Origin of the sequence: Microlunatus speluncae (assembly GCF_009299835.1) — a bacterium.
GTDB lineage: Bacteria > Actinomycetota > Actinomycetes > Propionibacteriales > Propionibacteriaceae > Microlunatus > Microlunatus speluncae.
In genome coordinates, this window is record NZ_VKCZ01000021.1 from 1 (window position 1) to 26,306 (window position 26,306).

General features: G+C 69.7%; 19 protein-coding genes and 1 pseudogene. 7 read left to right on the forward strand and 13 right to left on the reverse strand.

What is annotated here, in order from left to right:
* A pseudogene (locus tag FNH24_RS31660) lies at nucleotides 1-1,230 on the forward strand (hypothetical protein); the annotation flags it as partial.
* A 24-nt stretch (nucleotides 1,231-1,254) separates the two neighbouring features.
* Here FNH24_RS31660 and FNH24_RS29565 read toward each other — a convergent pair.
* From FNH24_RS29565 to FNH24_RS29580, 4 genes are all read right to left on the reverse strand, one after another.
* Nucleotides 1,255-4,074 carry an alpha-glucuronidase family glycosyl hydrolase gene (locus FNH24_RS29565; protein WP_217428624.1) on the reverse strand — a complete coding sequence of 940 codons (2,820 nt, stop codon included), beginning with the start codon at nucleotides 4,072-4,074 and terminating at the stop codon, nucleotides 1,255-1,257.
* 64 nt (nucleotides 4,075-4,138) lie between these two features.
* A complete protein-coding gene (locus FNH24_RS29570; RefSeq protein WP_152365868.1) occupies nucleotides 4,139-5,083 on the reverse strand; it encodes an ABC transporter substrate-binding protein in 945 nt (314 codons plus the stop codon).
* Nucleotides 5,080-6,786 (reverse strand): ABC transporter ATP-binding protein, encoded by a 1,707-nt coding sequence (locus tag FNH24_RS29575; protein ID WP_217428625.1) that lies wholly within the window; start codon nucleotides 6,784-6,786, stop codon nucleotides 5,080-5,082. Before FNH24_RS29575 ends, FNH24_RS29570 begins: the two co-directional genes overlap by 4 nt.
* A 38-nt stretch (nucleotides 6,787-6,824) precedes the next feature.
* Entirely contained in the window at nucleotides 6,825-8,579 is a 1,755-nt protein-coding gene (locus FNH24_RS29580) for an ABC transporter ATP-binding protein (protein ID WP_217428626.1), read from the reverse strand.
* A gap of 69 nt (nucleotides 8,580-8,648) precedes the next feature.
* Between FNH24_RS29580 and FNH24_RS29585 the strand changes: the two genes are divergently transcribed.
* From FNH24_RS29585 to FNH24_RS29600, 4 genes are all read left to right on the forward strand, one after another.
* Complete coding sequence (locus tag FNH24_RS29585; RefSeq protein WP_217428627.1) at nucleotides 8,649-9,281, forward strand: helix-turn-helix domain-containing protein; 633 nt, start codon at nucleotides 8,649-8,651, stop codon at nucleotides 9,279-9,281.
* Nucleotides 9,282-9,367: 86 nt separating this feature from the next.
* Nucleotides 9,368-10,738 carry an NAD(P)/FAD-dependent oxidoreductase gene (locus FNH24_RS29590; protein WP_152365871.1) on the forward strand — a complete coding sequence of 457 codons (1,371 nt, stop codon included), beginning with the start codon at nucleotides 9,368-9,370 and terminating at the stop codon, nucleotides 10,736-10,738.
* Complete coding sequence (locus FNH24_RS29595; RefSeq protein WP_152365872.1) at nucleotides 10,728-12,149, forward strand: cytochrome b; 1,422 nt, start codon at nucleotides 10,728-10,730, stop codon at nucleotides 12,147-12,149. Before FNH24_RS29590 ends, FNH24_RS29595 begins: the two co-directional genes overlap by 11 nt.
* The gene (locus FNH24_RS29600) at nucleotides 12,146-13,876 is read left to right on the forward strand and encodes an L-aspartate oxidase (protein ID WP_152365873.1); all 1,731 of its coding nucleotides are present in this window, start codon (nucleotides 12,146-12,148) and stop codon (nucleotides 13,874-13,876) included. Before FNH24_RS29595 ends, FNH24_RS29600 begins: the two co-directional genes overlap by 4 nt.
* A gap of 26 nt (nucleotides 13,877-13,902) precedes the next feature.
* Here the strand turns inward: FNH24_RS29600 and FNH24_RS29605 are convergent, their stop codons facing one another.
* The gene (locus tag FNH24_RS29605; RefSeq protein ID WP_217428628.1) at nucleotides 13,903-14,985 is read right to left on the reverse strand and encodes a hypothetical protein; all 1,083 of its coding nucleotides are present in this window, start codon (nucleotides 14,983-14,985) and stop codon (nucleotides 13,903-13,905) included.
* A gap of 71 nt (nucleotides 14,986-15,056) precedes the next feature.
* Between FNH24_RS29605 and FNH24_RS29610 the strand changes: the two genes are divergently transcribed.
* Nucleotides 15,057-15,782, forward strand: a complete 726-nt coding sequence (locus FNH24_RS29610) for a TetR/AcrR family transcriptional regulator (RefSeq protein ID WP_152365874.1) — start codon at nucleotides 15,057-15,059, stop codon at nucleotides 15,780-15,782.
* Nucleotides 15,783-15,880: 98 nt separating this feature from the next.
* Here the strand turns inward: FNH24_RS29610 and FNH24_RS29615 are convergent, their stop codons facing one another.
* From FNH24_RS29615 to FNH24_RS29625, 3 genes are read right to left on the reverse strand one after another with little or no spacing between them, the layout of a single operon-like run.
* Complete coding sequence (locus FNH24_RS29615; protein ID WP_152365875.1) at nucleotides 15,881-19,189, reverse strand: GH92 family glycosyl hydrolase; 3,309 nt, start codon at nucleotides 19,187-19,189, stop codon at nucleotides 15,881-15,883.
* Nucleotides 19,190-19,212: 23 nt separating this feature from the next.
* Nucleotides 19,213-19,941, reverse strand: a complete 729-nt coding sequence (locus FNH24_RS29620) for a CDP-alcohol phosphatidyltransferase family protein (RefSeq protein WP_152365876.1) — start codon at nucleotides 19,939-19,941, stop codon at nucleotides 19,213-19,215.
* Nucleotides 19,938-20,507 carry a TetR/AcrR family transcriptional regulator gene (locus tag FNH24_RS29625; RefSeq protein ID WP_161606387.1) on the reverse strand — a complete coding sequence of 190 codons (570 nt, stop codon included), beginning with the start codon at nucleotides 20,505-20,507 and terminating at the stop codon, nucleotides 19,938-19,940. The genes FNH24_RS29620 and FNH24_RS29625 overlap by 4 nt, the downstream gene beginning before the upstream one ends.
* A gap of 192 nt (nucleotides 20,508-20,699) precedes the next feature.
* Between FNH24_RS29625 and FNH24_RS29630 the strand changes: the two genes are divergently transcribed.
* Nucleotides 20,700-21,188: a nitroreductase/quinone reductase family protein gene (locus FNH24_RS29630; RefSeq protein ID WP_161606388.1), complete on the forward strand. Its 489-nt coding sequence runs from the start codon at nucleotides 20,700-20,702 to the stop codon at nucleotides 21,186-21,188.
* 104 nt (nucleotides 21,189-21,292) lie between these two features.
* On the opposite strand, the gene FNH24_RS29635 is transcribed toward FNH24_RS29630, so the two are convergent.
* From FNH24_RS29635 to FNH24_RS29655, 5 genes are all read right to left on the reverse strand, one after another.
* Nucleotides 21,293-21,748, reverse strand: a complete 456-nt coding sequence (locus FNH24_RS29635) for a hypothetical protein (RefSeq protein WP_152365879.1) — start codon at nucleotides 21,746-21,748, stop codon at nucleotides 21,293-21,295.
* Between the two features lie 97 nt (nucleotides 21,749-21,845).
* Nucleotides 21,846-22,571 (reverse strand): C39 family peptidase, encoded by a 726-nt coding sequence (locus FNH24_RS29640; RefSeq protein ID WP_152365880.1) that lies wholly within the window; start codon nucleotides 22,569-22,571, stop codon nucleotides 21,846-21,848.
* Between the two features lie 86 nt (nucleotides 22,572-22,657).
* Nucleotides 22,658-24,013 (reverse strand): MFS transporter, encoded by a 1,356-nt coding sequence (locus FNH24_RS29645; protein WP_246187140.1) that lies wholly within the window; start codon nucleotides 24,011-24,013, stop codon nucleotides 22,658-22,660.
* A 130-nt stretch (nucleotides 24,014-24,143) separates the two neighbouring features.
* The gene (locus FNH24_RS29650; RefSeq protein WP_152365881.1) at nucleotides 24,144-25,682 is read right to left on the reverse strand and encodes an NCS2 family permease; all 1,539 of its coding nucleotides are present in this window, start codon (nucleotides 25,680-25,682) and stop codon (nucleotides 24,144-24,146) included.
* 25 nt (nucleotides 25,683-25,707) lie between these two features.
* The gene (locus FNH24_RS29655) at nucleotides 25,708-26,214 is read right to left on the reverse strand and encodes a MarR family winged helix-turn-helix transcriptional regulator (RefSeq protein ID WP_152365882.1); all 507 of its coding nucleotides are present in this window, start codon (nucleotides 26,212-26,214) and stop codon (nucleotides 25,708-25,710) included.
* Between the last annotated feature and the right edge of the window lie 92 nt (nucleotides 26,215-26,306).

Below are 26,306 nucleotides of genomic sequence, written 5' to 3' on the forward strand. Positions count from 1 at the left end.
GGCCGCACCACCGAGGGCGGCATCAAAACCCTGATCGCCCGCGCCGAAGCCGGCGACGTGATCATGTTCACCGCCCTCTGCGACCGAATCGCACAAATCCTCGGCTCCAACGGCGACAAAGACCCCCTCGACATCCGCCGATCCAAAGCCATCGGCATCATCGCCAACCCACTCCGGGCGATCGTGCTCCTCGCCGAACACGAAGGCCACGACCTCACCGCCCCACCCGAACCCACCCCCGACACCATCGATCACGAAACCCGTGTCCGACCGGACCAGAAAGACACCGAGGATGAGGACACCTGGGAGGAGGACGCGGGGACCGGCGGGGTCCAGGAAGCAGAACTGATCGAGGATCGCGGATCCAACCCGATGGCGCGGCCGGAAGCACCCACGAATGGCGGGTCGGACCCGGTCGCTGGCGCTGAGGTGGTCGGGGATCCCGAACTGGACCTGACTGAAGACCCGGACATCGTGGACCCGGTGCCGGTCGACGGCCCGGTGATCACCGAGACCGATCTCCACCCCGCCCAGATCGACCCCTACCGTCCCGTCGACTACCCCGCTGAACTACAGGCGATCCTGGACCGCCACCGGATCAGCCCGCGCGACCTACTCCCCAAAACCATCGTCTACCTGCATGTCGACCGCGACACCCTCCTCAACGACTCCGGAGTGGTCCGGGTCGAAGACGTCGGACCGATCACCGCCAACCAGTTCAAACACTGGCTCCGCGGCAAACAGGTGACGATCACGCCGGTGATCGATCCGGCAAACACGCCCGCAGTGGACAGCTACCAAACCACGGCGCGGATCAAGAACGCGTTGCGGATGATCACCCCCGCAGAAGCATTCCCCTACGGCACCAACACCACCCGCCGGGTCGATCACGACCACGCCATCCCCTACCGGCCACCACCACAAGGGCCACCAGGACAAACCTCGACCGACGCAGTGATCCGGCTCGGCCGACCCGGCCACCGCCTCAAAACCCACGGCGGCTGGCAAGTCCGCACACCCGAACCCGGCACCCAAATCTGGCGCACCCCCCACGGCTGGTACTTCCTCGTCAACCCCGCCGGCACCCACCCCCTCGGCCACGGCGACTACGCCCGCACGATCTGGAACACCATGATCAACGACTTCACCGCCACCCGCTACCCCAACGACCCCGACGAAGACGAAGAACCCGACGACGGCGGGTTCGATCTCGAAGGGCGCACCGGCTGACCCCGCTCCGAACGAGCGGCCGGATCAGGACAAGATCACGATGCCGTTCAGGTGCCAGTGTTGGCCGGGCACGGTGCTGAGCTCCAGGTCGGCGGTGCGGCCGGAGCCGCCGCCGTCGACCTCGATCGTCAACCACTCGAAGGATCCGCCGAGCAGGAAGCCACTCTTCGCCGCGACCTGGCCGTCGATCTTGACCGTGGTCGGGAACGAATCGTGCACGTCGCCGACCAACAGATACAGGGTGTGCGCCCCGGCGGGGATCGCGAAGCGCAGCGTCCGGGCCGTGGTGTCGTTGACGAAGTCGCGCAGCAGCGGGTCGGGGATGTTGCGATCCCGGGACTGCGGCACCGAACCCACCCAGCCGTAGGCGGCGCCGTCGGCCCACCGATCGGCCGGGGACAACCGCCGGTAGCCGGCGAGCACCGGCGAGTTGGCCGTGCCGGCGTCGATGGCGATCAGACACTGATCGCCGGACGGCGCGGTGATCACCGGCTGTTCGGCGATCAAGGCGGTCAGCTGACCGGCTCGCAGGGTGGGGCGCAGGGTCGCGACCTGCGGAGCGAGCGACGGAGTGACCGGAACGTCGAGCGTCCCGTCGCCCCGGCTGGGCAGGACGATGCCGGCGGTCCCGCTGGTCCAGCCGTCGCGCGGGGTCTGGCCCGCCACCAGCTCGGCCTCGCCGGGTGAGGCGTTGGCGACGGACAGCCGGACCAGGTTCTCCTGGCCGCCGACCAGCCGGATGGCCGAGGTCGCGGTCGGCGTCACCTGCACCCAGGAGCGCCGCTCGTCCAGGATCCGCGACGTCACGAAGTAGTGACCGGCGATCGCGTCCCGCCACAGGGTCGCCTGCTCGAGGTGTCGGTCGAACCGCTCGGCGGTGTCGGCCCAGCGCTTCGCGTCGATCCGGCGGCGCAGCCCCTGCCACGTCTCGCGCATCGCGCGCACCTCGACGGCGCCGTCGAAGTGACTGTCGTAGACGTGCTGGATCACGGTCTTGCCCGACCGCAGCCGATGCCCGTACGGCACATGGTGCAGGAACAGCAGCAACTCGTCCGGGCAGTCCTCGACGCTCTCGTACCGGGTCGACACCGGCCGGTGATAGAACCCGGTGTAACCGTTGCCCGTCGCCACGGTCCGGTCGAAACCGGTGCCCTCGGCGTCGGCCTGATGCCAGCCGGTGTTGGTCTGCGGGCTCGGCGTGAAGTGATCACCCTTGATCAGGAAGCTGACGCCGAGCGGATTCGTGTAGTCCAGGTAGGTCTGCCAGGAGCCGAGCAGCAGCTGGTTGATCTTGGTCACCAGCCGGGAGTCGTTGCCGTACGTCTGCCGGGTCCATTCGTCGGCGATGTCGCGCGCCTTCAGCCCGGGGTTCCAGGCCAGCCGGCCGTGGCCGTGGGTGTTGGCCGCCGCGAGCTGGTGCCGGGTCCAGTCGGCGTCGTCGCCGAAGTTCATCACGCCGGCGACGCCGCCGAGTTCACGGCCGTACGTCTCGCCGGAGATGATCTTGGACACGGTGGTGCCGGCCCCGTCCGCGTGCGTGTCGAAGCCGTACACTTCCTGCCACATCGGCACCAGGTAACAGAGATGGGTCGACTGACCGGTGTATTCCTGGGTGATCTGCAGTTCCATCATCGCGTTGGTGTTCGGCAGGGCACCGAACAGCGGATGGGCCGGCTCGCGGACCTGGAAGTCGATCGGGCCGTTCTTGATCTGCACCACGGCGTTGTCGGCGAACTTCCCGTCCAGCGGCTTGAACGTCTCGTACGCCTTGTTCGACCACTCCAGCGCATTGAAGTCGTGCACGAAGGCACGCCACATCACGATCCCGCCGTGCGGCTTGACCGCATCGGCGATCAGATTGGCCCCGTCCGCATGGGTGCGCCCGTACGAGATCGGGCCCGGCTGCCCCTCCGAGTCGGCCTTGACCAGGAACCCGCCGAGGTCGGGGATCACGTCGTAGATCTCGGTGATCTTGTCCCGCCACCAGTCCTTGACCCCGGTGTCGAACGGATCCGCGGTGGCCAGGCCGCCCAAGATCATCGGACTGGCGAAGTTGAGCGAGAAGTAGGTCGAGATGCCCCAGGCCCGCAGCACGCCCGCCAGTGGAGCGATCTTGGCCAGCATCGCCGGCGAGATGAACTGGGCGTTGGCGTTGACATTGTTGATCACGGTGCCGTTGATGCCCACCGACGCCAGGGCCCGGGCATAGACCTCATAGCTCGGCCGGGTCTGTGGCAACTCGTCCCAGTGGAACACCGAGTTGCCGGCATAGCCGCGCTCCACGCTGCGGTCGAGGTTGTCCCAGTGATTGGCCAGCCGGAGCGGATTCCGCGGCCGGTCGGTGACGTCGACCCGGTCGACCGCCTTGTGCGACTGCAGCAGCCGGAGCAGGTGGAACGCCCCGTAGAGAGCGCCCCGCTCGTCGGACCCGGTGATGATCATCGCCGCCGCCCCGCCGGCCTCGCCCCGGCGGATGGTGAAGCCCTCCGGCCCGGCCACGGCCTCGTCGACGCGGACCACCACGGCCCCGTCCCCGTCGACCTCGCCGCGCAGCGGCACCTCCTGCCCGAGCAGTCCGGACAACCCGTCGGTCAGCTCGGCCGCCGCCGAACCCAGCACCACGGCATCGCCCGGATCGACCACGTACCGGAACAGCTCGCGATACGTCGTCCGCAACGCGGCGTCGTCGACCTCGGGGTAGCGCAGCCACAGCCGGGACCCGTCCTCGTCGGGCGGCAAGCCGGTTTCAGCCCAGGCGGACTGGGCGCCGGACCAGCCGAGCCAGCTCCCGGCCACCGCCACTCCGGCACCGGCGACGAATCCTCGTCGGGTCACTTCGGTCACGGCGGTCCCCCTCGATCGCGCTACGAAATCGTTTACAGGACCGTATGAGAGGCGTCGGCGGGGGTCAACCCCCTGACCGCCGGGACAGCATCCGCTGCCACAGCCGGACCCCGTCCTCGACGGTCATCGTCGGGCCGTCCTCGAGCAGGACGGCCTCGAGATCGGCCAGCATCCAGCTGACGTTCAGCGGCCCGGCGCCGTACCAGGCGTTGAAGTCGACCTCGGCGCCGACCAGGCCGGACGTGTCGAACATCGGATGGCCGAGCAGCGGCCGGCCGCCGCGGTTGACCGAGCCGACCAGCGACAGGTTCACCTCGCCGCGATGCTCGCTGACCAACTCGTACGAGACCTCCCGATACCCCCACTCGTTGCCCCGGTCCTGCTGCGGCGGCGGCCGGCGCAGGCCGAGCTCGGTGAGCAACCCGCCGAACGCCCGCACGTTGCCGTAGGCACAGACCTGCTGGCCGCAGGCCGAGAGCACCGAGACGACCGCGCCGGCGTGCGGCGTGGCCTCGAGCCGGGCCGCGAGGGAGCCGATGTCCGCGCGCAACCGGCCGATCAACGCCGCTGCCTGCTCCTCGTGGCCGGTGACCGCGGCCAGTGTGCCGAGCTGGTCGGCCCAGGCCGCGTTGTCGTCGATCAGCTGCACCGGGGCGATCTGCTCCAGCTGCGGCAGCAGCTCGACATGACCGGGGAAGCTGGTCCCGATGATCAACTCCGGCGCCGCCTCGGCGACCAGCTCGATCCGGCCGGGCTCGACCAGCGGGACGCCCGTCTGTCCCAGGATCTGGTAGGCGGCATCGACCAGCAGGTCTCCGGTGTACGGGTTCCGGGCCGCATGCGTCGGTGTCACCCCGATCGACAGCAACTGCAGTGCGGTCGACTCGTCCAGCGCCCAGACGCCCCGATCGGTGACCTGGCGGCCGGCGGGCGGCACCGTCGGATCGCCCGGAGCGCAGCCGGAGAGCATGATCATGATCATCGCCAGCACCCCGGCGGCCGCTCTCATGCCGCACCCCCTCTGATCCGCCAGGTGCGGGACTCCTCGTACTGCCGGAACAGGCGCGCGTAGCTGCCGCCGGTCAGCGCGAGCTCCGCGGGGGTGCCCTGCTCCACGATCCTGCCGCCGTCCAGGCAGATCACCTGATCGGCGGCCTCCAGCGTCGCCGGTCGGTGCGCGATCACGATCACCGTCCGCTCCGGGTCCCGGCTCAGCTCGCCGATGGCGGCACCGATCGCCGCCTCGTTCTCCGGATCCAGCGCCGAGGCTGCCTCGTCGATCAGCACGATCGCGGCGGGCTTCAGGAACGCCCGGGCGATCGACACCCGCTGCCGCTCACCGCCGGACAGCTGCGCCCCACCTTCGCCGACGCGCGTCGCCCAACCGTCCGGCAACCGGTCGATCACCTCGTCCAGCCGGGCCTGCCGGGCTGCCCGCTCGAGCTCGGCCGGACCGGCCTCGGGCCACGCCATCCGTACGTTGTCCTCGATGGTGGTGTCGAACAGGTACACGTCCTGGAAGACGATCGCGATCCGGTCCAGCAGCGCCGTCGGATCAAGATCACGGACGTCGCGCCCGCCGACCCGGACCGAACCCGAGGAGGCGTCGAAGAACCGGGCGATCAGCCTGGTCACCGTGGTCTTGCCCGAGCCGGACGGCCCGACCAGGGCCGTGCTGCTGCCCGGCGCACAGCGGAAGCTGACGTCGGCCAGTGCCGCCACCTCGGTCCCCGGATAGCGGAAACCGACCCGGTCGAACTCGATCTCCGCCCGATCGCCCGGCGCCCGCGGTGCGTCCGCCCGCGGCAGGCTCGGCGTCGCGAGGAACTCCTCCATCGTCTTGATCAGGTGATCGATCGCGCCGATGCCGGAGACGTGGCCGCTCAGCGATCCCATCGGCTCCAGGAACCGGATCGCCAGCACCAGCGCCGCGACCGCGATCGGGAGGTCGATGGTGCCATCCACCAGGAACACCGCGACCAGCACCAGGATCAGCAGCAGACCGGCGGTGATCACCGCGGTGTAGCCGAGGTCCGGCCCGAGCAGCCGGTTCAATCCGCGGGCATAGCGGACCCGATGATCATCGAGATCGTGCCGCATCCGCTGCGTCCCGGTCGGCCCCTGCCCGGCAGCCCGGAGCACCGGCTGGGCCTGCCCGAACTCGATCGCGCGGCTGGTGATCTCGGTGCCCGCCTGCTCGATGTCGGCGACCACGACCTCGGTCACCCGGCGCGCCCGGCGCAGGACGAGCAGCGCGACCGGCAGGGTGACCGCCAGCACCAGCCCGAGCCGCCAGTCCATGATCAACAGCAGCACGGTCACGGTGATCGCCACACTCAGGCAGAGCACCGCCGGCCCGCCGACGACGACGGTGACCCGGGCCGCCCCGCCGGCGACGCTCGTTGCCGTACGGGCGAAGCGGCCCTTGTTCGCCGCGGTGAACCAGCCGAACGGCAGCGTGGTCAAGTGCCCCATCAGCGCGTGTCTGAGCTGGCTCGCGCTCTCGCCGCTGGCCACGAATCCGACGGTGGTGGCCCGGTCGCAGAGCCAACAGAAGATGATCACTCCGACCGCGCCGACGGCCAGCCAGGGCACGGCGGCGGCCAGGTCCGGCTCCGGGCGCAGCACCGCGCCGAGGATCGGCACCAGCAGGGCCAGCAGCAGCCCCTGACCGAGGCCGAGCAGCGCGTGCAGCACGGCCATGGTGATCATCGGACGAGGGTCGGTCAACATCCGACGGAGCCGGCGGATCATGCCACGGCCTCGATCGCCTGCGCGGCCCACAGCCGGGCGTAACGGCCGTCGCGGTCCAACAGTTCGCGGTGTCGGCCTCGCTCGACGATCCGGCCGGCGTCCAGCACCAGGATCTGATCGGCCTCGGTGATCGTCTGCAGCCGATGGGCGATCACCAGCACCGTCTTGCCGGCCACCAGGGCTGACAGGGCGGTCTGCACTGCCGCCTCATGATCGGGATCCAGCGCAGCGGTGGCCTCATCCAAGATCACGATCGGCGCGTCGGCGATGATCGCCCGGGCGATCGTCAATCGTTGCCGCTCGCCGCCGGAGAGGCCGCTCACGGTCTGGTCGAGCACCGTGTCGTAGCCGTCCGGCAGGGCCATGATCACGTCGTGCAGCTGGGCCGCCCGGGCGGCCGCTTCGATCTCGGCCAGGTCGGCGCCCGGCCGGGCGATCCGGATGTTCTCGGCGATCGTGTCGCGGACCGTCACGACGTCCTGGAAGACGAGCGAGACGCTGCTCAGCAGCTCGGTGGAGGCGAGCTGCCGGAGATCGACGCCGCCGATCCGGATCGCGCCACCGGTGACGTCGTAGAACCGTGGCACCAGCGTGGCCAGGGTCGTCTTGCCGGCCCCGGACGGCCCGACCAGCGCGGTCAGCGTGCCCGGTCTCAGGGTCGCCGTCACGCCGCGCAGCACCGGAGTCGTGCCGTCGTAGCTGAACTCGACCTCGTCCAGCTCGACGCCGAAGCCCTCCGGTCGCCGCGGCTGCTCCGGCTCGGGCAACGCCGGCAGGGACAGCAGGCCGTCCAGGTGCGCACCGGCGAGCCGAGCGGTGCGCACGGCGATCGAGCCGTGGATCATCGGGATCAACGAGGTCGGCAGCCCCACCCCGACCACCAGGAACGGCAGCAGCTCGATCGGCGTCAACCGACCGATGGCGATCATGATCATTCCGCCGGTCGTCACCACGGCCAGCACGGTGAGCTCCGAGCTCAGGATCCGACTCAGCGCCGAGCTGTAGCGGACCTCGCGGACCCAGACCCGGAACGCCGCCGCATGCTCGTCGGTCGCGGCGCGAAATCGTTCCAGCAGCCGGCCACCGCCGCCGTAGGTCCGGGCGACCGTGAAGCCGTCGGCATACTCCACCGCGGCCACGCTGATCCTCCGCTCGGCCGCGATCAGCCGCGCGGTGTGCTCCGGCATCGACCGCATCGAGAACCGATAGACCAGCAGCGCGAGCGCCGGCACCGCGGCCGTGATCGCCGCCATCGGCAGGTCGACGAAGCTCAGATAGCCGATCCCGACCAGCAGCCCGGCCAGCGCGCCGGTGAACCCGCCGATCGCGTGGGCGAACAGGTCGTGCATGTCCTCCAGGTCGCCGGTCATCGCCTTCTTCAACTCGCCCGACCCGGCCCGCCGGAACCAGCCGAGCGGCACCACGCCGAGGCGCTCCACCAGCCGGACCCGCAGCCGGTGCAGGATCTTCGCGTCGGCATGGTGACCGACGTGGCTGTCCAGGGCGACGAACACCAGCCGCGCCAGGGCCCCCGCGGCGCCGATCCCGACCCAGGCCCAGATCACCGCTCGGTCCGCGCTCGCCGCACCGAGGAACTGCCGCGCGATCTCCGTGATCGCGACATAGGGCGCCAGGCCGACCGCGGCGCCGATCGCGCCGAGACACGCACAAGCGATCACGTGGCCGTGCACCGGCCGGAGCATCCGCACCGCGTCGCGCCACGGGATCAACGGCGGGTGGTGACTGATCAAGGGACTCACTCCTCAAGATAGGCTTGCCTAAGCTTGTTTCTTGAAGTCCGCGTGATGTCAACTGATCCCATGAGCGAACGCACGGTGGGGATCGGCTTGGCGGCCGCGCTGTTCCGGTTGGCGCCCTCGGCACTGCGCTGGTGGGAGCGGCAGGGTGTGCTTCCGTCACCCCGCCGGACCGGAGCCCACCGGCGCTACGACGAGGCCGACCTGCGCCGGATCGGCGTCGCCTATCTCTGCCACGTCACCGGTCGGATGCCCTTGGCCGAGGCCAGGATCGTGGCGAACGGCGGACTCCGGAATCACCGCTGGAAAAGGGCGGTTCGGGATCAGGTGCTCCGGCTGGAGGCCGAGCTGGACCAGCTGACCGCCGCCCGTGACTACCTGAGCCACCTGCTCGACTGCCACGACGGCGACATGGCCACCCAGTGCCCGTACCTGCCGGACGAGTTGATCAAGCACACCCCACGGGGCGAGATCGCCGAGCCGGATCTGATCAAGGCCGCACGACGGGCCCGCTCGATGCCGGGCCGGCGGCCCGTCCGTGACGAAACGGCAGCCGTCGATGACGAAACTCTGGCCTGCGAGGGTTGCGGCCAGATGATTCGAGCCGGGTTGCTCGGACGACCCCGCCGACACTGCTCGGCGGCCTGCCGGCAGCGGGCGTACCGGCGCCGCCGGATGGTCGTGCCGACGGACTGACGCCGACCGACGTGCCGTTGGTCACGTTGTGTCACAAAAGCCTCCTGCCGCTCGGTCTTATAAGTGAGACCCGATGGAGGCACGAGATGCGAAGGATTCTGATTGTCGGTGGCGGTTACGCCGGTTTCTACACAGCTTGGGGGCTCGAGAAGAAGCTCCACCGCGACGAGGCGGAAGTGGTGCTGGTCGACCCGCGCCCCTACATGACCTACCAGCCGTTCCTGCCGGAAGTCACGGCCGGCTCGGTGGAGGCCCGGCACGTCGCGGTGGCCCTACGTGGCCACCTGCATCGGACCAAGATCATCGCCGGATCGGTGGTCGAGATCGACCACGCCCGACGGACCGTCCGAGTCAAGCCCCTGGAGGGCTCGGAGCGGGAGCTGAGCTACGACACGATCGTCGTCACCGCCGGCGCGGTGACCCGGACCTTCGCGATCCCGGGCATCGCCGACAACGCGATCGGCCTGAAGCACGTCGAGGAGGCCGTCGCCGTTCGTGATCGGCTGCTGACCGCCTTCGAGCGCGCGTCCACCCTCGAACCCGGGCCGCGACGCCGGGCCCTGCTCACCGTCACGATCGTCGGCGGCGGCTTCACCGGCGTCGAGACGACCGGCGAGTTGCTCTCGCTGGCCACGGCGCTGTTGAAGCGCTACCCGGAGTTGAGCTTTGACGAGCTCGCGTTCCACCTGGTCGAGGCGCAGGGCCGGATCCTGCCCGAAGTGACCGACCGCCCCGGCGCCTGGGTGGTGCGCCACCTCGAGCGGCGCGGCGCCCAGGTGCACCTGAACACCCAGTTGGTCTCGGCGGTCGACGGCCGGGTCCGGCTGTCCGACGGGACCGAGTACGACAACGAGCTGTTGATCTGGACCGCCGGCAACGCCGCCAACCGGGTGGTCGCCGCGCACACCGACCTGCCGATCGACACCCGCGGCAGGCTCAAGGTCCGGGCCGATCTGCGCGCCGCCCTTCGACAGGCTCAGGACGAGGCGGAAGCGGTGGTGCCGGACGCCTGGGGCGCCGGCGACAACGCCGCGGTCCCCGACCTGGTCAGCCCCACGCCGGGGGCGCTGACCGTACCCAATGCGCAGCACGCGGTCCGCCAGGGCCGGCTGCTGGCGGCCAACCTGGTCGCCGTCCTGCGCGGCCGGAAGCCGAAGCCGTATCGGCACCACAGCCTCGGCGTGGTCGCCACCCTCGGCCTGGGCACCGGCATCTTCCAGTACCGGCGGTTGGTGATCAAGGGCTTCCCGGCCTGGGTGATGCACCGCGGCTACCACGTGCTCGCGGTGCCGACCTGGGAACGCAAGATCAGGGTCCTGCTGGTGTGGCTCGCGGCACTCTTCTTCGGCCGCGACACCGTGTCCCTGCTTGCCGTCCAGCACCCGCGGCAGGCGTTCACCGAGGCCGCGGCGCCGCGGGAGCCGGTGCGGACGAACGAGGTCGAACATGCCCACTGAGCGGCTGTCGCGACGGATCCGGGCCCTCACCGGCGACCTCAGGCAACGGCCCTTCCACCTGCACTGGACCAACATCTTCGGCGTGGTGGCCGCCGCCTGCCTGGTCGTGCTGATGATCACCGGGGTGATCCTGATGATCTTCTACAGCCCGTCCACCGAGACGGTCGTCTATCACGGCGGTTACGGCCCGCTGAACGGTGTCGAGGTGTCCCGGGCGTTCCAGACCACGATGGCGATCTCGTTCGACCTGCCCGGCGGGATCCTGATCCGACAGGCGCATCACTGGTCGGCCCTGCTGTTGCCGGCGGCCCTGTCGGTGCAGTTGTTGATCATGTTCTTCCGCGGCGCGTTCCGGCGGCCGCGGCGGCTGCGCTGGCTGTTGGTCTTCGGCCTGCTGGTGACGGCGCTGCTCGGCGGCTGGAGTGGGTACGCCCTCCCGGACGACTCGCTGTCCGGCACCGGGCTGCGCATCTTCGAAGGGATCGTCCTCGGCATCCCGGTGATCGGCACCTGGGCCTCCGCGCTGCTCTTCGGCAACGAGTTCCCCGGCCGGGTGCTGGAGTTGCTGTACCCGATCCACATCTGGGTCGTCCTCGGGCTGCTGGTGATCTTGCTCGGCGGGCTGCTCCGGTCCTGGCTGCGGGACCGGCCGGCCCGGTTCTCCGATCGCCGGCGGATCGGCCCGGCACCGGTCACGGTTACCCTGTTCCCGACCGCCGCTGCCCGGCTGGCCGGTCTGTTCGCGGTGGTCGTCGCGGTGATCATGGTGATGGCCAGCACGATGACGATCAGCCCGATCTGGCTCTACGGTCCGGCCGACGCCGGCTCGGCCTCGGCCGGCAGTCAGCCGGACTGGTACACCGGCTTCCTCGACGGCGCACTGCGGCTGGTCCCGCCCGGGTGGGAGGTCAGCTGGCTCGGCTACACCTGGACCCTGGCCGTGATCGCTCCGCTGGCCGTGATCAGCGCCTTCATGTTGCTGGTTGCGATCTATCCGTTCGTCGAGGAGCGGTTCACGCGGGACCGACTCGATCATGACGTGCTGGACCGGCCACGGGACGCACCGACCCGGACCGGGGTCGGAGTGGCCGGGATGATCTTCTACGGCATCCTCTGGGGTGCGGCCAGCGCCGACATCGCGGCCACGATGTTTCAGCTCAGCCTCAACGTCGTCCTGACCATCCTGCAGGTCGCGATCATCACCGGCCCGGTGATCGGCTTCCTGACCGCCCGTAGCATCTGTCGCTGGCTGCAGCGCCGTGACGCCGAGATCGCCGCCCACGGGTACGAGACCGGCCGGATCGTCCGGCTGCCCAGTGGCGGCTATGTTGAAGATCATCTGCCCGCGCTGACCCCGAGCGGCCGGCCGATCCCGGTCGCCGTCGGCCATCAACCGAAGGAGCTCACATGATCGACACCGAACACCGGTTGACCACCTCGGTGCTGGTGATCGGCAGCGGCGGCTCGGGCCTGCGGGCCGCGATCGAGCTGGCCGAGCAGCGGGTCGACGTGACCGTGCTGGGCAAGCGGCCGCGGCTCGACTCGCACACGTCGCTGGCCGCCGGCGGGATCAACGCCCCGCTCGGCACCATGGATCCGGAAGACTCCTGGCAGCAGCACGCCGCCGACACGATCAAGGAGAGCTACTTCCTGGCCGACCCGCACACGGTGGAGACCGTGACCCGCGGCGCCGAGCAGGGCATCCGCGATCTCGAGCGGTACGGAATGGCGTTCGCCCGCGAGTCCGACGGCCGGATCTCGCAGCGGTTCTTCGGCGCCCACACGTTCCGCCGCACCGCCTTCGCCGGCGACTACACCGGCCTGGAGATCCAGCGCAGCCTGGTGGCGCGGGCCGAGCAGCTCGAGATCCCGATCATGGACGGCATCTACGTGACCGCGATCCTGGTCGACGACAACACCGTCTTCGGTGCGTACGGCTTCGATCTGGCCGACGGCAGCCGCTATCTGATCCACGCCGACGCCGTCATCCTCGCCGCCGGTGGGCACACCCGGATCTGGCGGCGCACGTCGTCGCGGCGGGATGAGAACACCGGTGACGCGTTCCGGCTGGCGGTCGACGCGGGCGGCCGGCTCCGCGATGCCGAACTGGTGCAGTTTCACCCGTCGGGCATCATCGAGCCCGAGAACGCCGCCGGGACGCTGATCTCCGAGGCGGCCCGGGGCGAGGGCGGCATCCTCCGCAACGCTCTCGGCGAACGGTTCATGGAGCGCTACGACCCGGCCCGGATGGAGCTGTCCACCCGGGACCGGGTCGCCCTGGCCGCGTACACGGAGATCAAGGAGGGCCGCGGCACCGAGAAGGGTGGCGTCTGGCTCGACGTCTCCCATCTACCCCGGGAAACGATCATGAACCGGCTGCCGCGGGTCTACCAGACGATGCTCGAACACCAGTTGCTGGACATCACCCAGCAGCCGATCGAGGTCGCCCCGACGGCCCACTACTCGATGGGCGGCGTCTGGACCCGGTCCGCCGATCACGGCACCGACGTCGACGGCCTCTACGCGATCGGCGAGGCCTCCAGCGGCCTGCACGGCGCGAACCGGCTCGGCGGCAATTCCTTGATCGAACTGCTGGTCTACGGCCGGATCGTCGGCCGGGCCGCGGCCGCCTTCGCCGCAGCCCGCTCGGTACACCGCCGCTCCGTCGGCGCGACCGCCACGGCCCGGGCCGAGGTGGACGGGCTGCTGGCCGCCGACGGCACCGAGAACGTCCGGGCGCTGCAGCGGGCCCTGCGCACCACGATGACCGAGCATGCCGGCGTGGTCCGGGACGAGAACGGATTGGCCACCGGACTGGCCGAGCTGGACGCGATCGCCGACCGGGCCACCCGGATCGGGGTGCACCCCGACATCGCCGGCTTCGCCGATCTGGCCCACGCGTTCGACCTCAAGGCCTCGATCCTGGCCGCGCGGGCAACCCTGGAGTCGGCCCGGGAACGCCGGGAGACCCGCGGCTGCCACAACCGGTCCGACTTTCCCGACCTCGATCCGGCCCTGCAGGTCAATCTGGTCTGGTCGCCGACCGCCGGTGTCACGGCCGAGCCGATCGCCCCGGTGCCGGAGGAGATCGCGGTGTTGATCAAGGACGTGTCGTCGGCTGGCAAGCTGGTCGAGTAGCGCTCCCCCAGCCGAAGAACACAAGATCAGCTGGCCTGCCCTTCGACAAGCTCAGGGGACGAAGGGCGAGGCGCCTTCTTGGCCAGTCGGGACAGCAGCCAAACCGTGACGAGAATGACGAGCGGGCCGGTGGTCACCGCGACGATCGTGCTGAGTTGGTCCGTCGGATGCAGCAGCGCCATCGCGATCGGGAAGGTCGTGTGCCCGACCAGCGCGCCGCCCGCCAGCCAGATCCGATGCAGGTCGGACATCCCGGCGTGGTGCCAACGGATGATCAGCACCGCGGTGATCACCGCGACCGCCGCGGCCACCGTCATCGGCAGGAACACGAAGTTTCCTTCGCCGATCACCGGCCCCTGCGGCGGGTTGCCCGGAGGCATCAGCAGGCCGAGAAAGATCAGCGTGGCCGCGGCCGTGATCAGTCCGGCGACGACCGGACGCGGCACCGGCGGACGGACCTCCTGCAGGACCGCCGGCGGCGCGGTGACCGGGAACCGCTTCGGGATCACCCGCAGCGCGACGAAGGAGATGATGATCATGACGATCACCAGCCCGATCAGGTACGGCAGCGGCGCCAGATAGCCGGGATCCGTCGTCGAGGTGAAGACGATCTTGAGCATCGCGATGCCGAGCACGGCCGCCACCCCGGAGATGATCAGGCCGCGCCGGCGCAGATAGGGCTCGGCCCGCAGCTCCGGGAAGACCAGGTTGGTGATCATCACCGGGATCAGCACGCTGAACGCGAGGTGATAGCCGATCTGGGACTCCCAGTAGGTCAGGTTGACGCCGAGCACCCGCGGACCCCACTCGGCGGCGTTGTACAGCACCGGACTGGTCAGCGCCTGCAGCCCGAGGCCGTCCTCGGCCAGCTCGTACACCAGACCCATCAGCAACAGGCTCGGCCAGCCGCCGCCGGCCCGGGCGACGAGCTCGCGGATCACCAGCACGCCGAGCCCGTACATCGGGATCAGGAACGGGAACGCCAGCCACATGATCGGCATCCCCACCGCCGAGAAGGCCAACTCGGCACACAGTGGCGCGAGCAGGACCAGCAGCCACGCCGCCTTGCCCCGCCTCCGCGTCGGCCTGTTCGTCACCGGATCCGTCACCGCAGCACCTCCGCTATGATTTACTCAGCTGAGTAAAACTGTAGATCGTCGAACGGGGAAGGCGCAAACCCATGAGCGAATCCGCGGCGTCGGCGGCGCGACGAGCCCAGATCATCGAGGCGACGATCGAGACCATCGCCGAGGTCGGCTATGCCCGCACCACGTTCGCGCGGATCGCCACCCGCGGCGGGCTGAGCAGCACCCGGCTGATCTCGTACCACTTCGCCGGCAAGACCGCCCTGATGCAGGCCGTGATCACCGACGTCTATGCCTCGATCAACGAGTTCCTGATCACCCGGGCCGGGGGCGATCCGGCCACCCGGCCGATCCGGTATCCCGCCGACCGCCCGGTCGATGATCACCCGGGATCGGCGGCTGCGGAGCTGAACGCCTACATCACCGGGATCGTCGCGTACGTCGATGATCATCGAACCCGGATGCGAGCCCTGCAGTCGATCTTCGCCGCCCTGCACGACGATCCGGACAACCCCGCGACCCAGCAGGCCGACCCGCAGCGGACCGTGATGGCCCACCTGCAGGACCTGCTCCGGCGCGGTCAGGATCGGGGCGAGTTCCGCGACTTCGACCCTCTGGTGATCGCGGCGCTCGTCCAACGATCACTCGAAGGCCTGATCCGCCTCCTGGACAGCACCCCGGACACCGACCTGACCCGCTACGCCGACGAACTGGTGATCGCGATCGACCTCGCCACCCGGCGCGGGACCGGGCGATCGTCGCGAGCCCGCCGACCCGTTCATCCCTCCGCCCCACCTCCTCGCGCCTCGCCCCAGCTGTAACGGGAGCGAAGACCAAGGAGGTGGGGCGAAGGAGACGGTGTGGCTGTCAGGCTCGGCTTCGCGGTGAGGTCGGGCCTGCGGCGTCGAGTGGCAGCCGGCTAGGCCAACAGTTCCCATTGGTGCAGGGTCGCCGGACCATGATCATCACCGAGCCGCAGTCGGTAGCGCCGGAAGGCGGCCGGCCGGGACGGGAGGAAGGGGCGGGTCTGGCGTTGCCAGCGGAACTCCTCACCGGTCCGCTCGTCGACCGTCACCCACCGCTCACCGTCGTCGGTGCCCTCCACGATCCAGCCGCCGACCTCGCCGGGAGAAGCGGTGATCGTGTAGAGCTCGACTCGGGCTGACTCGACCAGCGCGATCTCGGCCCAGCCGCCCGGCGGCAGGGTGAGTGCCGTCGTGGAGTTGTCGTCGATCAGCGGGGTGCCGTCGATCAGGCCGGAGTCGTCGATCAGCGCCGCACTCCCGTCGCTGGCGGTGATCGCGCCGGCCGCGGTCAGATCGATCAGCGGACGGGGGCGCTCTCCGGTCGCGGTCAGGGAGACCGGCGCCGTGCCGGCACCCCAGTCCGAGGGCTCCGGGCCGAGGAAGAACTCGATCTTGGTGCCGGCGACCAGCTTCCGGAACGGGATCGTCACCGCGGACCACGGCTCGCCGTCGATCAGCACCGACTGGATGTAGTGGTGATCGGGATGTTGATCATGGGCGACGATCTCGACCGTAGGACCATGATCGAGTTCGATCCGGACCCGGTCGAAGGTGGGCGCGGTCAGGGCCAGCTCGCCGCTGGCCAGCGACAGCGGATAGATCCCGAAGGCGGAGAACAGATACCAGGCCGACATCTCGCCGTTGTCCTCGTCGCCCGGATAGCCCTGCCCGATCTCGGAGCCCAGGAACAGCCGGCGGACGCACTCCCGGACCAGCTCCTGGGTCCGGTGCGGAGCCCCGGCGTGCAGATAGAAGTACGGGATGTGGTGGGCCGGCTGGTTGGACAGGCCGAGCATGCCGAGCCGGACGTTGCGGGCCTCGGTCATCTCGTGGATCACGTGTCGGTAGCTGCCCTTGACGGCGTCGACGGCCGTCTCGTCGGTGCCGAAGAACTCGTCCAGCTTGGTCCGCAGCCCCGCCTCACCGCCGTGCAGCGCGGCCAGGCCGGCGCCGTCCTGCGGCACGGTGAACGCCATCCCCCAGCCGTTGGTCTCGGTGTAGTCGCCGCCCCACTGCCGTGGGTCGAAATCGTCCGGCTCGACCCGCCAGGCACCATGATCATCGCGACCGACGAAGAAGCCGACCCGGTCGTCGAACAGGTTGGCGTACCAGGCCGCCCGGGAGGCGAAGTAGCGCGCGTTGGCCCGATACTCCTCCGCCCGCACGTCTTCGGCCCCCGCGTCGGCGGCCAGCCGCTCCGACCAGACCGCCAGACCGTAGTCGTTGATCGCGCCCTCCAGGGTCCAGGACAGACCCTCCTCGACCGCCGTCGAGGTGTAGCCGGCGAAGATCGACCCGGTCAGCCCGTAGCGGCCGACCACCGGCGCGTCTGCCGGCACGGTGGCGTTGCGCAGCGCCGAGTCGTAGCCGGCGGCGTAGTCCACGCCGGGGATGCCGTTCACGTACGCGTCGGCGAGCACGATGTCGGAGCTGGTGCCGACCATGCAGTCGGCATAGCCCGGCGCCGACCAGCGAGCCGTCCAGCCGCCGTCGCGGTAGTGCTGCACGAACCCGTCCAGCAGCGTGCCACAGCGTTCCGGCTCGAACAGCCCGAGCGCGGTCCAGCAGGTGCGGTAGGTGTCCCAGAACCCGTTGTTGGCCGAGCATTCGCCATCGACGACGGCCCGGCCGGTGTGCTCGTCGGTGTCCTCCCCGGTCCGGGTGAACGGGCTCGCGTACGCCCGCCGTCGCGCTGCCGCGCGCCCTGAGTCGATGGGCTCGGCGGCGGTGCCGACCTCCTCGCTGATCGTGTTCGGGTAGAGGAACAGCCGGTAGAGGTTGGAGTAGACGGTGATCAACTCGTCCTCGCTGGCACCATCGACGGTGATCTTGCCGAGCCGGTCGAGCCAGGCCTGTTCGGCCCGGTCGGCGATCGACTCCAGGGTCTCCCCGCCCCGGATCTCCGCGCCGAGGTTGCGCCGCGCCTGATCGGTGCCGATGAACGAGCTGGCCAGCCGCAGCACCACAGTGCCGTCCGCGGCCGGCCGGACCCGGAGATAGCCGCCGACGCCGGTGTGATCGGGCTGGTCGAGTGGTTCGTGCGCGGTGACCACGGCGTCGACCTCGCCGTAGACGAACATTCGCGGCGTCGCGCCGGCCCGGCCGGAGCCGCCGTCGGCCCAACCGGTGACGATGCCGTGGCCGGACTCCCGGTCCACGTCGAGCCGCAGCGCGCCATGATCATCAGCCTGGTCGAAGATCAACGCCGCATCGGGGCCGGGGAAGGTGAAGCGCATGATCACGGCGTGATCGGTCGGCGCCGTCTCGACCTTGACCCCGGACGCCGTGGTCACGCCGTAGTAGTGGGCCCGGTCGGTCTCGTCGGCATGATCGAATTCCAGCGCCCGGACCCGCGGATCGAGCGTCGGAGTCTCGGCACCGGCCCACGGGCAGACCTGGAAGGTGGTTCGGTCGCCGATCCACGGGCTCGGGATGTGGGAGAACGCGAGGCCCTGCAGGGCCGGCCGGTTGGCGTCGGTGTTGTGCTGGTGCCAGGAGTAGATCCAGCGAAACGTCCGGGCGTCGGTGATCGGGGTGATGAAGTTGAAGCCGTGCGGCACCGCAGTCAGGGGCGCGTTGTTGCCGCGGGAGAACCCGCCGCTGGCATGGGTCCCGCGAGTGGTGCGGACGTAGTCGGTCGGCCGCCGGTCCGCGGCGACGACCGGCGCGGCCTCGATGCCGGCCAGGTCGATCCAGCCCCGGACGGTCCGGGTGCCCCCGCCCGGCAGCCCGGTGACATCGACCAGCAGCGCGATCGCCGTCAGCCGGCGACCAGCGACCGGGGTCAGATCGACGCTCTTGTGGTTCCACTGGTCGGGCTGCGAGGTCCGGGCCGCATACTGCGCGACCGGGTCGACTGCCACCCCATGATCATCACGGAGCAGCTCGCCGCCGACCACGGAGCCGTCGCCCATGATCAACTCGACGCCGACCGCGGTCACGGCGCAGCCGTCCTCGACCGACGGAGCGGCGGCCGCCGGATCGTACGGACTGTAGACGGCGTAGCGCAGCCGCTCGCCGGCCACGACCACTCGGTCGGGCTCGGCGATGATCACCCGGGCCCGACCGGCGGTGACGGCCTCGAACCCCAGCGCGGTCGGCGCGAACAGGCCCGCCCCGGGCTTGGAGCTGGGCGGATCCGCGGGTCCGGTGCCCGGGGTCAGGGTGATCGGATCGGGCGTGGTCGACGAAGCGGTCGGCATCCCGCCAGCCTAAGCGGCCCGGATCAGCGGGTTGCCGGACGGGTCAGCCGGAACTGGGCCACGATGTCACGGCCGAAGGAGAAGACGACGGCCGCGGCGGCGACGGCCAGCACTCCGATCGCGACCGGATCGGAGGTCACCTCCGCGGCGGCAAAGATCAACGCGATGCCGCCCAGCAGTCCGATCACCTTGCGCGACTGCCGGCTGGGCAGCGGGATGTTCAGCCACGGCCAGATCCGCGCCCCGGCCAGATAGAGATAGCGGGCCAGTCCGATCACCAACGCCAGCGGGCTGAGGGTCCAGGCCAGACCGATCGCCAGCGCGAGCGCCAGCACCGAGTCGATCTCGATGTCGAATCTCGCCCCGAAGGCCGAGCTGGTCCTGGTCCAGCGGGCGACCCGGCCGTCCACCCCGTCCAAGATCACCGCGACCACGGCCAGCACCACGGTGAGCAGCCGTTGGGTCGGCGTCGCGTCGTTCGGCACCGTCGTCGCGACCAGGGCGATCACCCCACCGACCAGCAGCGCCCGCGCCAGCGTGATCAGATTGGCCGGCCCGATCGAGGCCTCGGTCCGGCCGTGCCCGGCGGCCACCGCGACGCAGAGCAGCACCAGGTAGCCGACGGCCAGCACCCAGCCGAGCACGGTCATGCCGGCGATCTGCTGGATCGCCAGCAGGACACAGAACTGCAGGCCGACCGCGGCGAAGACCTCCAGCCGCCACCGGACGGCTCCGGCCGCGACGCCACTCATCGCTCGACCCCGGTCAGCCAGCGCAACTGCTGCCTGATCGCCGCCCGCAGCTCGGCGGCCCGGGACGGCAGCAGGGTCGGCATGCAGACGCCCTTGAGCAGCGCCACCATGGTGACCGCGAACGCCGCCGGGTCGACCCGGACCGCCCAGGACTCCTCCCGCACTCCGCGCCGGACCAGCGACCGGATCGACTTCAGCCAGGCCTCCTCGGCCGCGGCGATCTGCTCGGCCAGGACGGGATCGCGAGCCGCCCGGAGCGCGAGCTCGGCCAGCGCCCGGCGCAGCTCGCCGTCGGTGATCAACAACTCACCCACGGCGGTCAGGTGCCCGCTCAGCCGTTCGGCCGGCGTTCCCTCGCCCGGCATCGCCGCCTGGAACCGCTGCTGCAGCACGCGGTACGCGGCCGCGATCAACTCCTCCTTGGAGGAGAAGTAGTAGTGCACGGTCGCGATGTTGACGCCGGCCCGCGCCGCCACGTCGCGCATCCGCAGGCCCTCGAACCCGAGCTCGGCGATCCCGGCAAAGGCGGCCGCGGAGATCTCTGCCCGACGATCAACTCTGGGCATGGTGGCGTCCTCCTCGATCCAATCAATCGCTTGAGGCAACTGTACGAGGACCGGGTGGCACCGAACTCTTCGCCAGGACCCGACCAGCACCGAAGGGTCCGACATCACAGTCCGCCGATCTTGTTCTGCCCACAGCCACCACCTATCGTCAGAGTCAATCAAGTGATTGATTAATGACTTCGAGGAGTGATCGTGTCCCGTACCGACTCGCCCAGCACCCGGCCCGCCCCGGTCCGGGACAACAGTTCCCGCGGCCAGCGCCGGTTCAACCGCATCGTCCGGGTCCTGCTGCATTCGCCGCTGCACGGCCTGATGAGCCGCAAGCTGACCCTGCTCTACGTCACCGGCCGGAAGACCGGCACCCGGTACGCGGTGCCCACGGCCTTCACCGATCACGCCGGTCAGGTGCTGGTCGCCTCGGCCGGCAGCTGGACCCGCAACCTCTCCGGCCCGGAGCCGGTGGAGCTGCGTCACCACGGCCGCCGGCTGCTGGCCACGGCCGAGGTCGCGGCCGACCGGGACCGGGCGTACGAGATCGCCCTCGCCCTGCTGCCGCCGAACCCGATCCTGCGCAACTTCGTCAAGGTCGACCTGGACGGAGACGGACGGCCCAAGCAGGACGAGTTCGACGCCGCCCGCGACCGCGGCGTCAAGTTCATCGCCCTGCACCCGCGGGGCTGAGCTGGGCCGGTTCACCTCACCGAATACGGATCCGGCGGCCGCCGGGTTCAAACCGCTGCCCGACTATCGCAGCGCGCTGACTCGGCTTCCTGGGGCGACCGAGCTCAGTAGCCATAGCCGCTGTTCGGATCCGACGGCGGGACGGATTCGGAGCCGTCGCTCACGGTCACGGTGAGCTCGGCCTCGGCTCCGGTCGGCGAGTGGTCGGCGTGCCGCAGGGTCACCTTGATCGTGTGCGGGCCGGGGCTCAGCTGATCAATCGTCATCGTGCCGTCCGGCTCCACCGTGTAGTCGTCCTCCCGCCCGTCGAAGGTCAGGTGGACATGGTGCTTCCCGGACTCCGGCGGGCCGAGCTCGACACTGGTCTCGACCCTCAGGGTGAAGGGTTGGGTCACCATCGCAGCTTCGGCCGGCTCGGTGATCGAGATCGTCGCCGGTCCGACACCGGGGTCGCCGCCGGGGGCTGAGTTGATCAAGCCACAGGCGACCAGGAGGACCGCGTAGCTTGCCCCGACTGCACCGATGATCAACCGCCGGCCGACTCTCAGGATCTGGGTCATGGCTGCTCCTCCGAGTGGCGGCGGCACCATGCCGCCGTCTCGGCGACGGTGGCAGGTTCACCTCCCTGCATACGGCGCGGACGACCGGCGGGTTCAATCAGGCGCTGTAGCCCTTCGGCGGGATCAGCGTGGCCAGCTGGTTGAAGGTCAGCCAGTAGGTCGCGGTCGGCGCGAAGCCGGCGGAGTCGGCGATCAGGACGTCGGAGTTGTCGGGGTTGTAGCCGATCACCGTGAAGTAGTGCCAGATCGTGTAGTTCGGGTAGCCCGGCGGGTGGTTGCTGGCCGGTGCGACGATGTTGGTCACCAGCGCGTAGCCGCGGTCGAGGTCGTAGGTGACATCGCGCCAGAGCAGGTCGCGCTGGGCCTGGGTCGGCGGATCGTTCGGCATTTCCTTGGTCTCGTACCAACCGACGTGGTTGCTCAGGACCCGGGTGACCTGGCCGATCCAGTCGGTTCCGTTGGTGGACGTCGGCAGCTCGTTCGCCATCTGCTGCTGCGACACGTTGACGCCGCGGGCCGACAGGGCGTGCCGGGTGGCGGCCGGGCCGCACCAATAGCCGGTCTCCTGATACTGGAAGTCGATCTCAACGGTGACGTTGCCAGCCGCGGCGGCTTCCGCGATCTCGGCCGAGGCGGCCCGCCGGGCGCCATCCGGATCCTTGCGCCGGGCGCTGACCGGGATGGCCTGCCTGGCCCCGGCCGGTTCCCGCGGTGCCGCGGTGGCGACGGCCGGGGCGCCGAGCACGACGGCGGGAGTGAGCCCGGCGGCCAGCCCGAGCACGTGACGGCGATCGATGAATGTTTCTTGATTCCGCAGTGACATGAGGTCCTCCTCGACCAGGCGGTATCGGACTTGTTCGACATTAACCCGATAGCCGCTGTTCGCGGAAGATGTTCACCCAGGCGGGATCAGCGATCGCGCAGCTCGAAATGTGGCCGCGGCCGGAGCATCGGCACGATCTGCACCCGCTGCCGCCGGGCCAACACCAGGGCCGAGGCGAGCACGCCGAGCACGGTCAGCCCGCCGCCGGCCAGCAGCGTCCACCGCGCGCCGAACAGCTCGCCCAGCCAGCCGAGGATCGGGGCGCCGATGGGGGTGCCGCCCATCATCACCATCGCGTAGAGGGCCATCACCCGGCCGCGCAGGTGCGGCGCGACGTTGAGTTGGATCGCCGCGTTGGAGGCGGTCATGGTCAGCAGCGCGACGAAGCCGGTGATCGGCAGGATCAGCGCGTACGTGAGGTAGCTCGGCATCAGGCCGGTGATGATCAGGATGAATCCGTACAGGATGGCCATCTTGACGATGAACCGGCCGCGCGGCGCCTCCCGCCGGCGGGCCGCGAGCAGCGCGCCGGTGAGCGAGCCGACCGCCATGATCGTGCCGAGGATGCCGTACTCCTGCGCACCCTTGTGGAACTCCTGCTGGGCCATCAGCGCCGAGGTCATCTGGAAATTCATCCCGAAGGTGCCGACGAAGAACGCGACGCACAGCACCAGCAGGATCTCCGGATTGCCGAAGACGTAGCTGACCCCTTCGCGGATCTGTCGCTTCGCCCGCGGCGGCCGCTGGCTGACCTGCAGCAACTTCCCGTCGATCAGGCCCAGCGCGGCGATGAAGGCGGCGTAGGTGACCGCGTTGGACAGGATCGCCCAACCGCTGCCGAACACGGCGATGACCAGGCCGGCCAGGGCCGGGCCGATGATCCGGCTGGCATGGAAGGTGGCCGAGTTGAGACCGATCGCGTTGGCCAGATGCTTGGAGCCGACCACCTCGTTGACGAACGACTGCCGCGACGGGTTGTCGATCGCAGTGCCGAGGCCGAACAGGAACGCGATCAGGTAGACGTGCCAGGTGACCGCGGTGTGGGTGACCGCCAGCAGGCCGAGCGCCGCCGCGGCCAGCGCCATCCAGGCCTGGGTGATCCGCAGGATGGTCCGCTTGTCGAACCGGTCGGCCAGCAGGCCGCCGTACGGGGAGAGCAGCAGCATCGGCAGGAACTGCAGCGCGGTGGTGATGCCGACCGCGAGTCCGGAGCCGCCGGACAGCTCCAGCACCAGCCAGTCCTGGGCCACCCGCTGCATCCAGGTGCCGATGTTGGAGATGAACGAGCCGCCGAGGAAGATCCGGTAGTTCGGCAGCTGCAACGCCGAGAACATGCCGGTGCGCTCGGGCTTGGCCGAGGTGTCGGGTACGGAAACGGGTACGGGCTGCTCTTCGGTGTCGACCGGCTGGCCCGTTCGCTTCGTCTCCGTATCCAGACTCAAGCCCTAGCCACCTCTGTTCATGATCGACTTCCGACGACCCGCGCACCTCCAAGAATATTCGTTAGCAACACTAATTACAAACGCGAACTAACCCCATAAGCAGCGCTTATGACCGCGCCCGGGGCCGGGATCAGCCGCCGAGGAGTCCGGCGATCAGTCCCTGGACGAAGTAGATGACGAAGGCGCCGGAGACGACGTACATCACCGGGTGCAGCTTGCGGACCTTGCCGCGGACCAGTTTCAGCACGGTGTAGGTGATGAAGCCGGCGCCGATGCCGATCGTGATCGAGAAGGTGAACGGCATCAACACCAGGGTGAGGAAGGCCGGCAGCCCCTCCTCGATGTCGGTCCAGTCGACCTTGGCCACCTGGCTGATCATCAGGAAGCCGACGAACACCAGGGCCGGCGTCGCCGCCTCGGACGGCACCAAGTTGATCAAGGGCGCGAAGAACATCGCCAGCAGGAAGCCGGCTCCGGTGATCACCGACGCCAGGCCGGTCCGGGCGCCCTCACCGACGCCGGCGGCCGACTCGATGTAGGACGTGTTGGAGGAGACCGATCCGACGCCACCGGCTGCCGCCGCCACCGAATCCACCATCAGGATCCGGGTCAGATAGGGCGGGTTGCCCCGCTGGTCGAGCAGATTGCCCTCCGAGCCGACCGCGACCACGGTGCCCATCGTGTCGAAGAAGTCGGCCAGCAGCAGCGCGAACACCAACAGCAGCAGGCCGACCATGATGTTGATCTTGAAGCCGCCGTCGAAGGCGGCCCCGAACGCGCCGAACGGATCCACCTGGCCGATCAGCCCGAGATTGGGCAGGGACAAGGCCCCGGTGAACTCGGGCACGTTGAGCACCCAGCCGGTCGGATTGGCATCGGTCTTGCCGCCGATCCGGCCGGCCAACTCGATCAGCACCGAGATCACGGTCGCGCCGAGGATCGAGATCAACATCGCGCCCTTGATCCGGCGCGCGTACAGGATCGCGACGCCGAACAGGCCGATCACGAAGACCAGCATCGGCCAGCCGACGAGCGAGCCGTTGATGCCGAGCTCGACCGGCGGCGCGCCCTCCGGCTTGCGGACGATGCCGCCGTCGACCAGGCCGACGAAGCAGATGAACAGGCCGATGCCGACCGAGATCCCGGTCCGCAGCGACCGCGGCACGGCCCGGAACACGGCGGCCCGGAAGCCGGTCAGCACCAGGATCGCGATCACGATGCCCTCGATCAGGATCAGCCCCATCGCCTGCGGCCAGGTCATCTGCGGCGCGATCACCACGGCCAGCAATGCGTTCAGCCCGAGGCCGGTGGCGATGCCGATCGGGAACCGGCCGAAGACGCCCATCGCGATCGTCATCAGCCCGGCGATCAGCGCGGTCGCCGCGGCGACCATCGTGGTCGCGGTGTTGACATTCGCGCCGATGACCGCGCCGGCCTGATCCTGGTAGGGCAGCCCGCCGAGCAGGTTGCCGGCCCCGTCCGGCTTGGTGCCGATGATCAACGGGTTCAGCGCCAGGATGTACGACATCGTGAAGAACGTGACGATGCCGCCCCGGATCTCCCGACCCACCGTCGATCCCCGCGCACTGATCTGGAAGTAGGCATCGATCGGACCGATCGTGCGCTCGACCCTGCGACCCGGCGCAGCTTTGGGCGACTTCGTAACCATGCCCGCATTCTTGCCGACTCTCTCCCTACAGGGGGTCGAGGTTGCTGAGAACACGCTCCAGGAGCTGGGCGAGGGTGCGTTGCTGGGTCTCGGTGAGGCCGGACAGGACCTCGGACTCGACGATGTTGGCCTGCTGGATCGAGGTCGCGAACAGCTGCCAGCCGGGGTCGGCCAGCCGGACCAGGACCCGGGTCCGGTTGTCCGGGTCGGCCTCCCGGGTCACCATCCCCCGCTGCACCATGCCGTCCAGCCGGTGCGTCATCGACGACGGCGCGACGCCGGCGGCCTCGGCCAGCCGGCTCGGGGTCAGCGCCTCGCCGCCGGCCCGGGCCAACTCGTCCAGCACGGCCCACTCGCCGGTCGACACGTCCAGATCGGCCAGCTGGCGGTCGTACCACTGGTTGAGCCGGCGGGACACCCGGTGCACGGCGGTGACGACCTGCTGCACCCGTTCGTCACCGCCGGCGGCGACGTAGGACTCGACGATCTGCTTGTATTTGTCGGTCTCACTGGCTGCGCGGCGGGGCGGCATAGCCGACCATCCTGCCATCGCCGCTTCGTACGCCCAGTGGGTGGGGAGTTCATCTTCTGGTCGGCCGACGTAGGCGAGGCGTTCATCGCCGA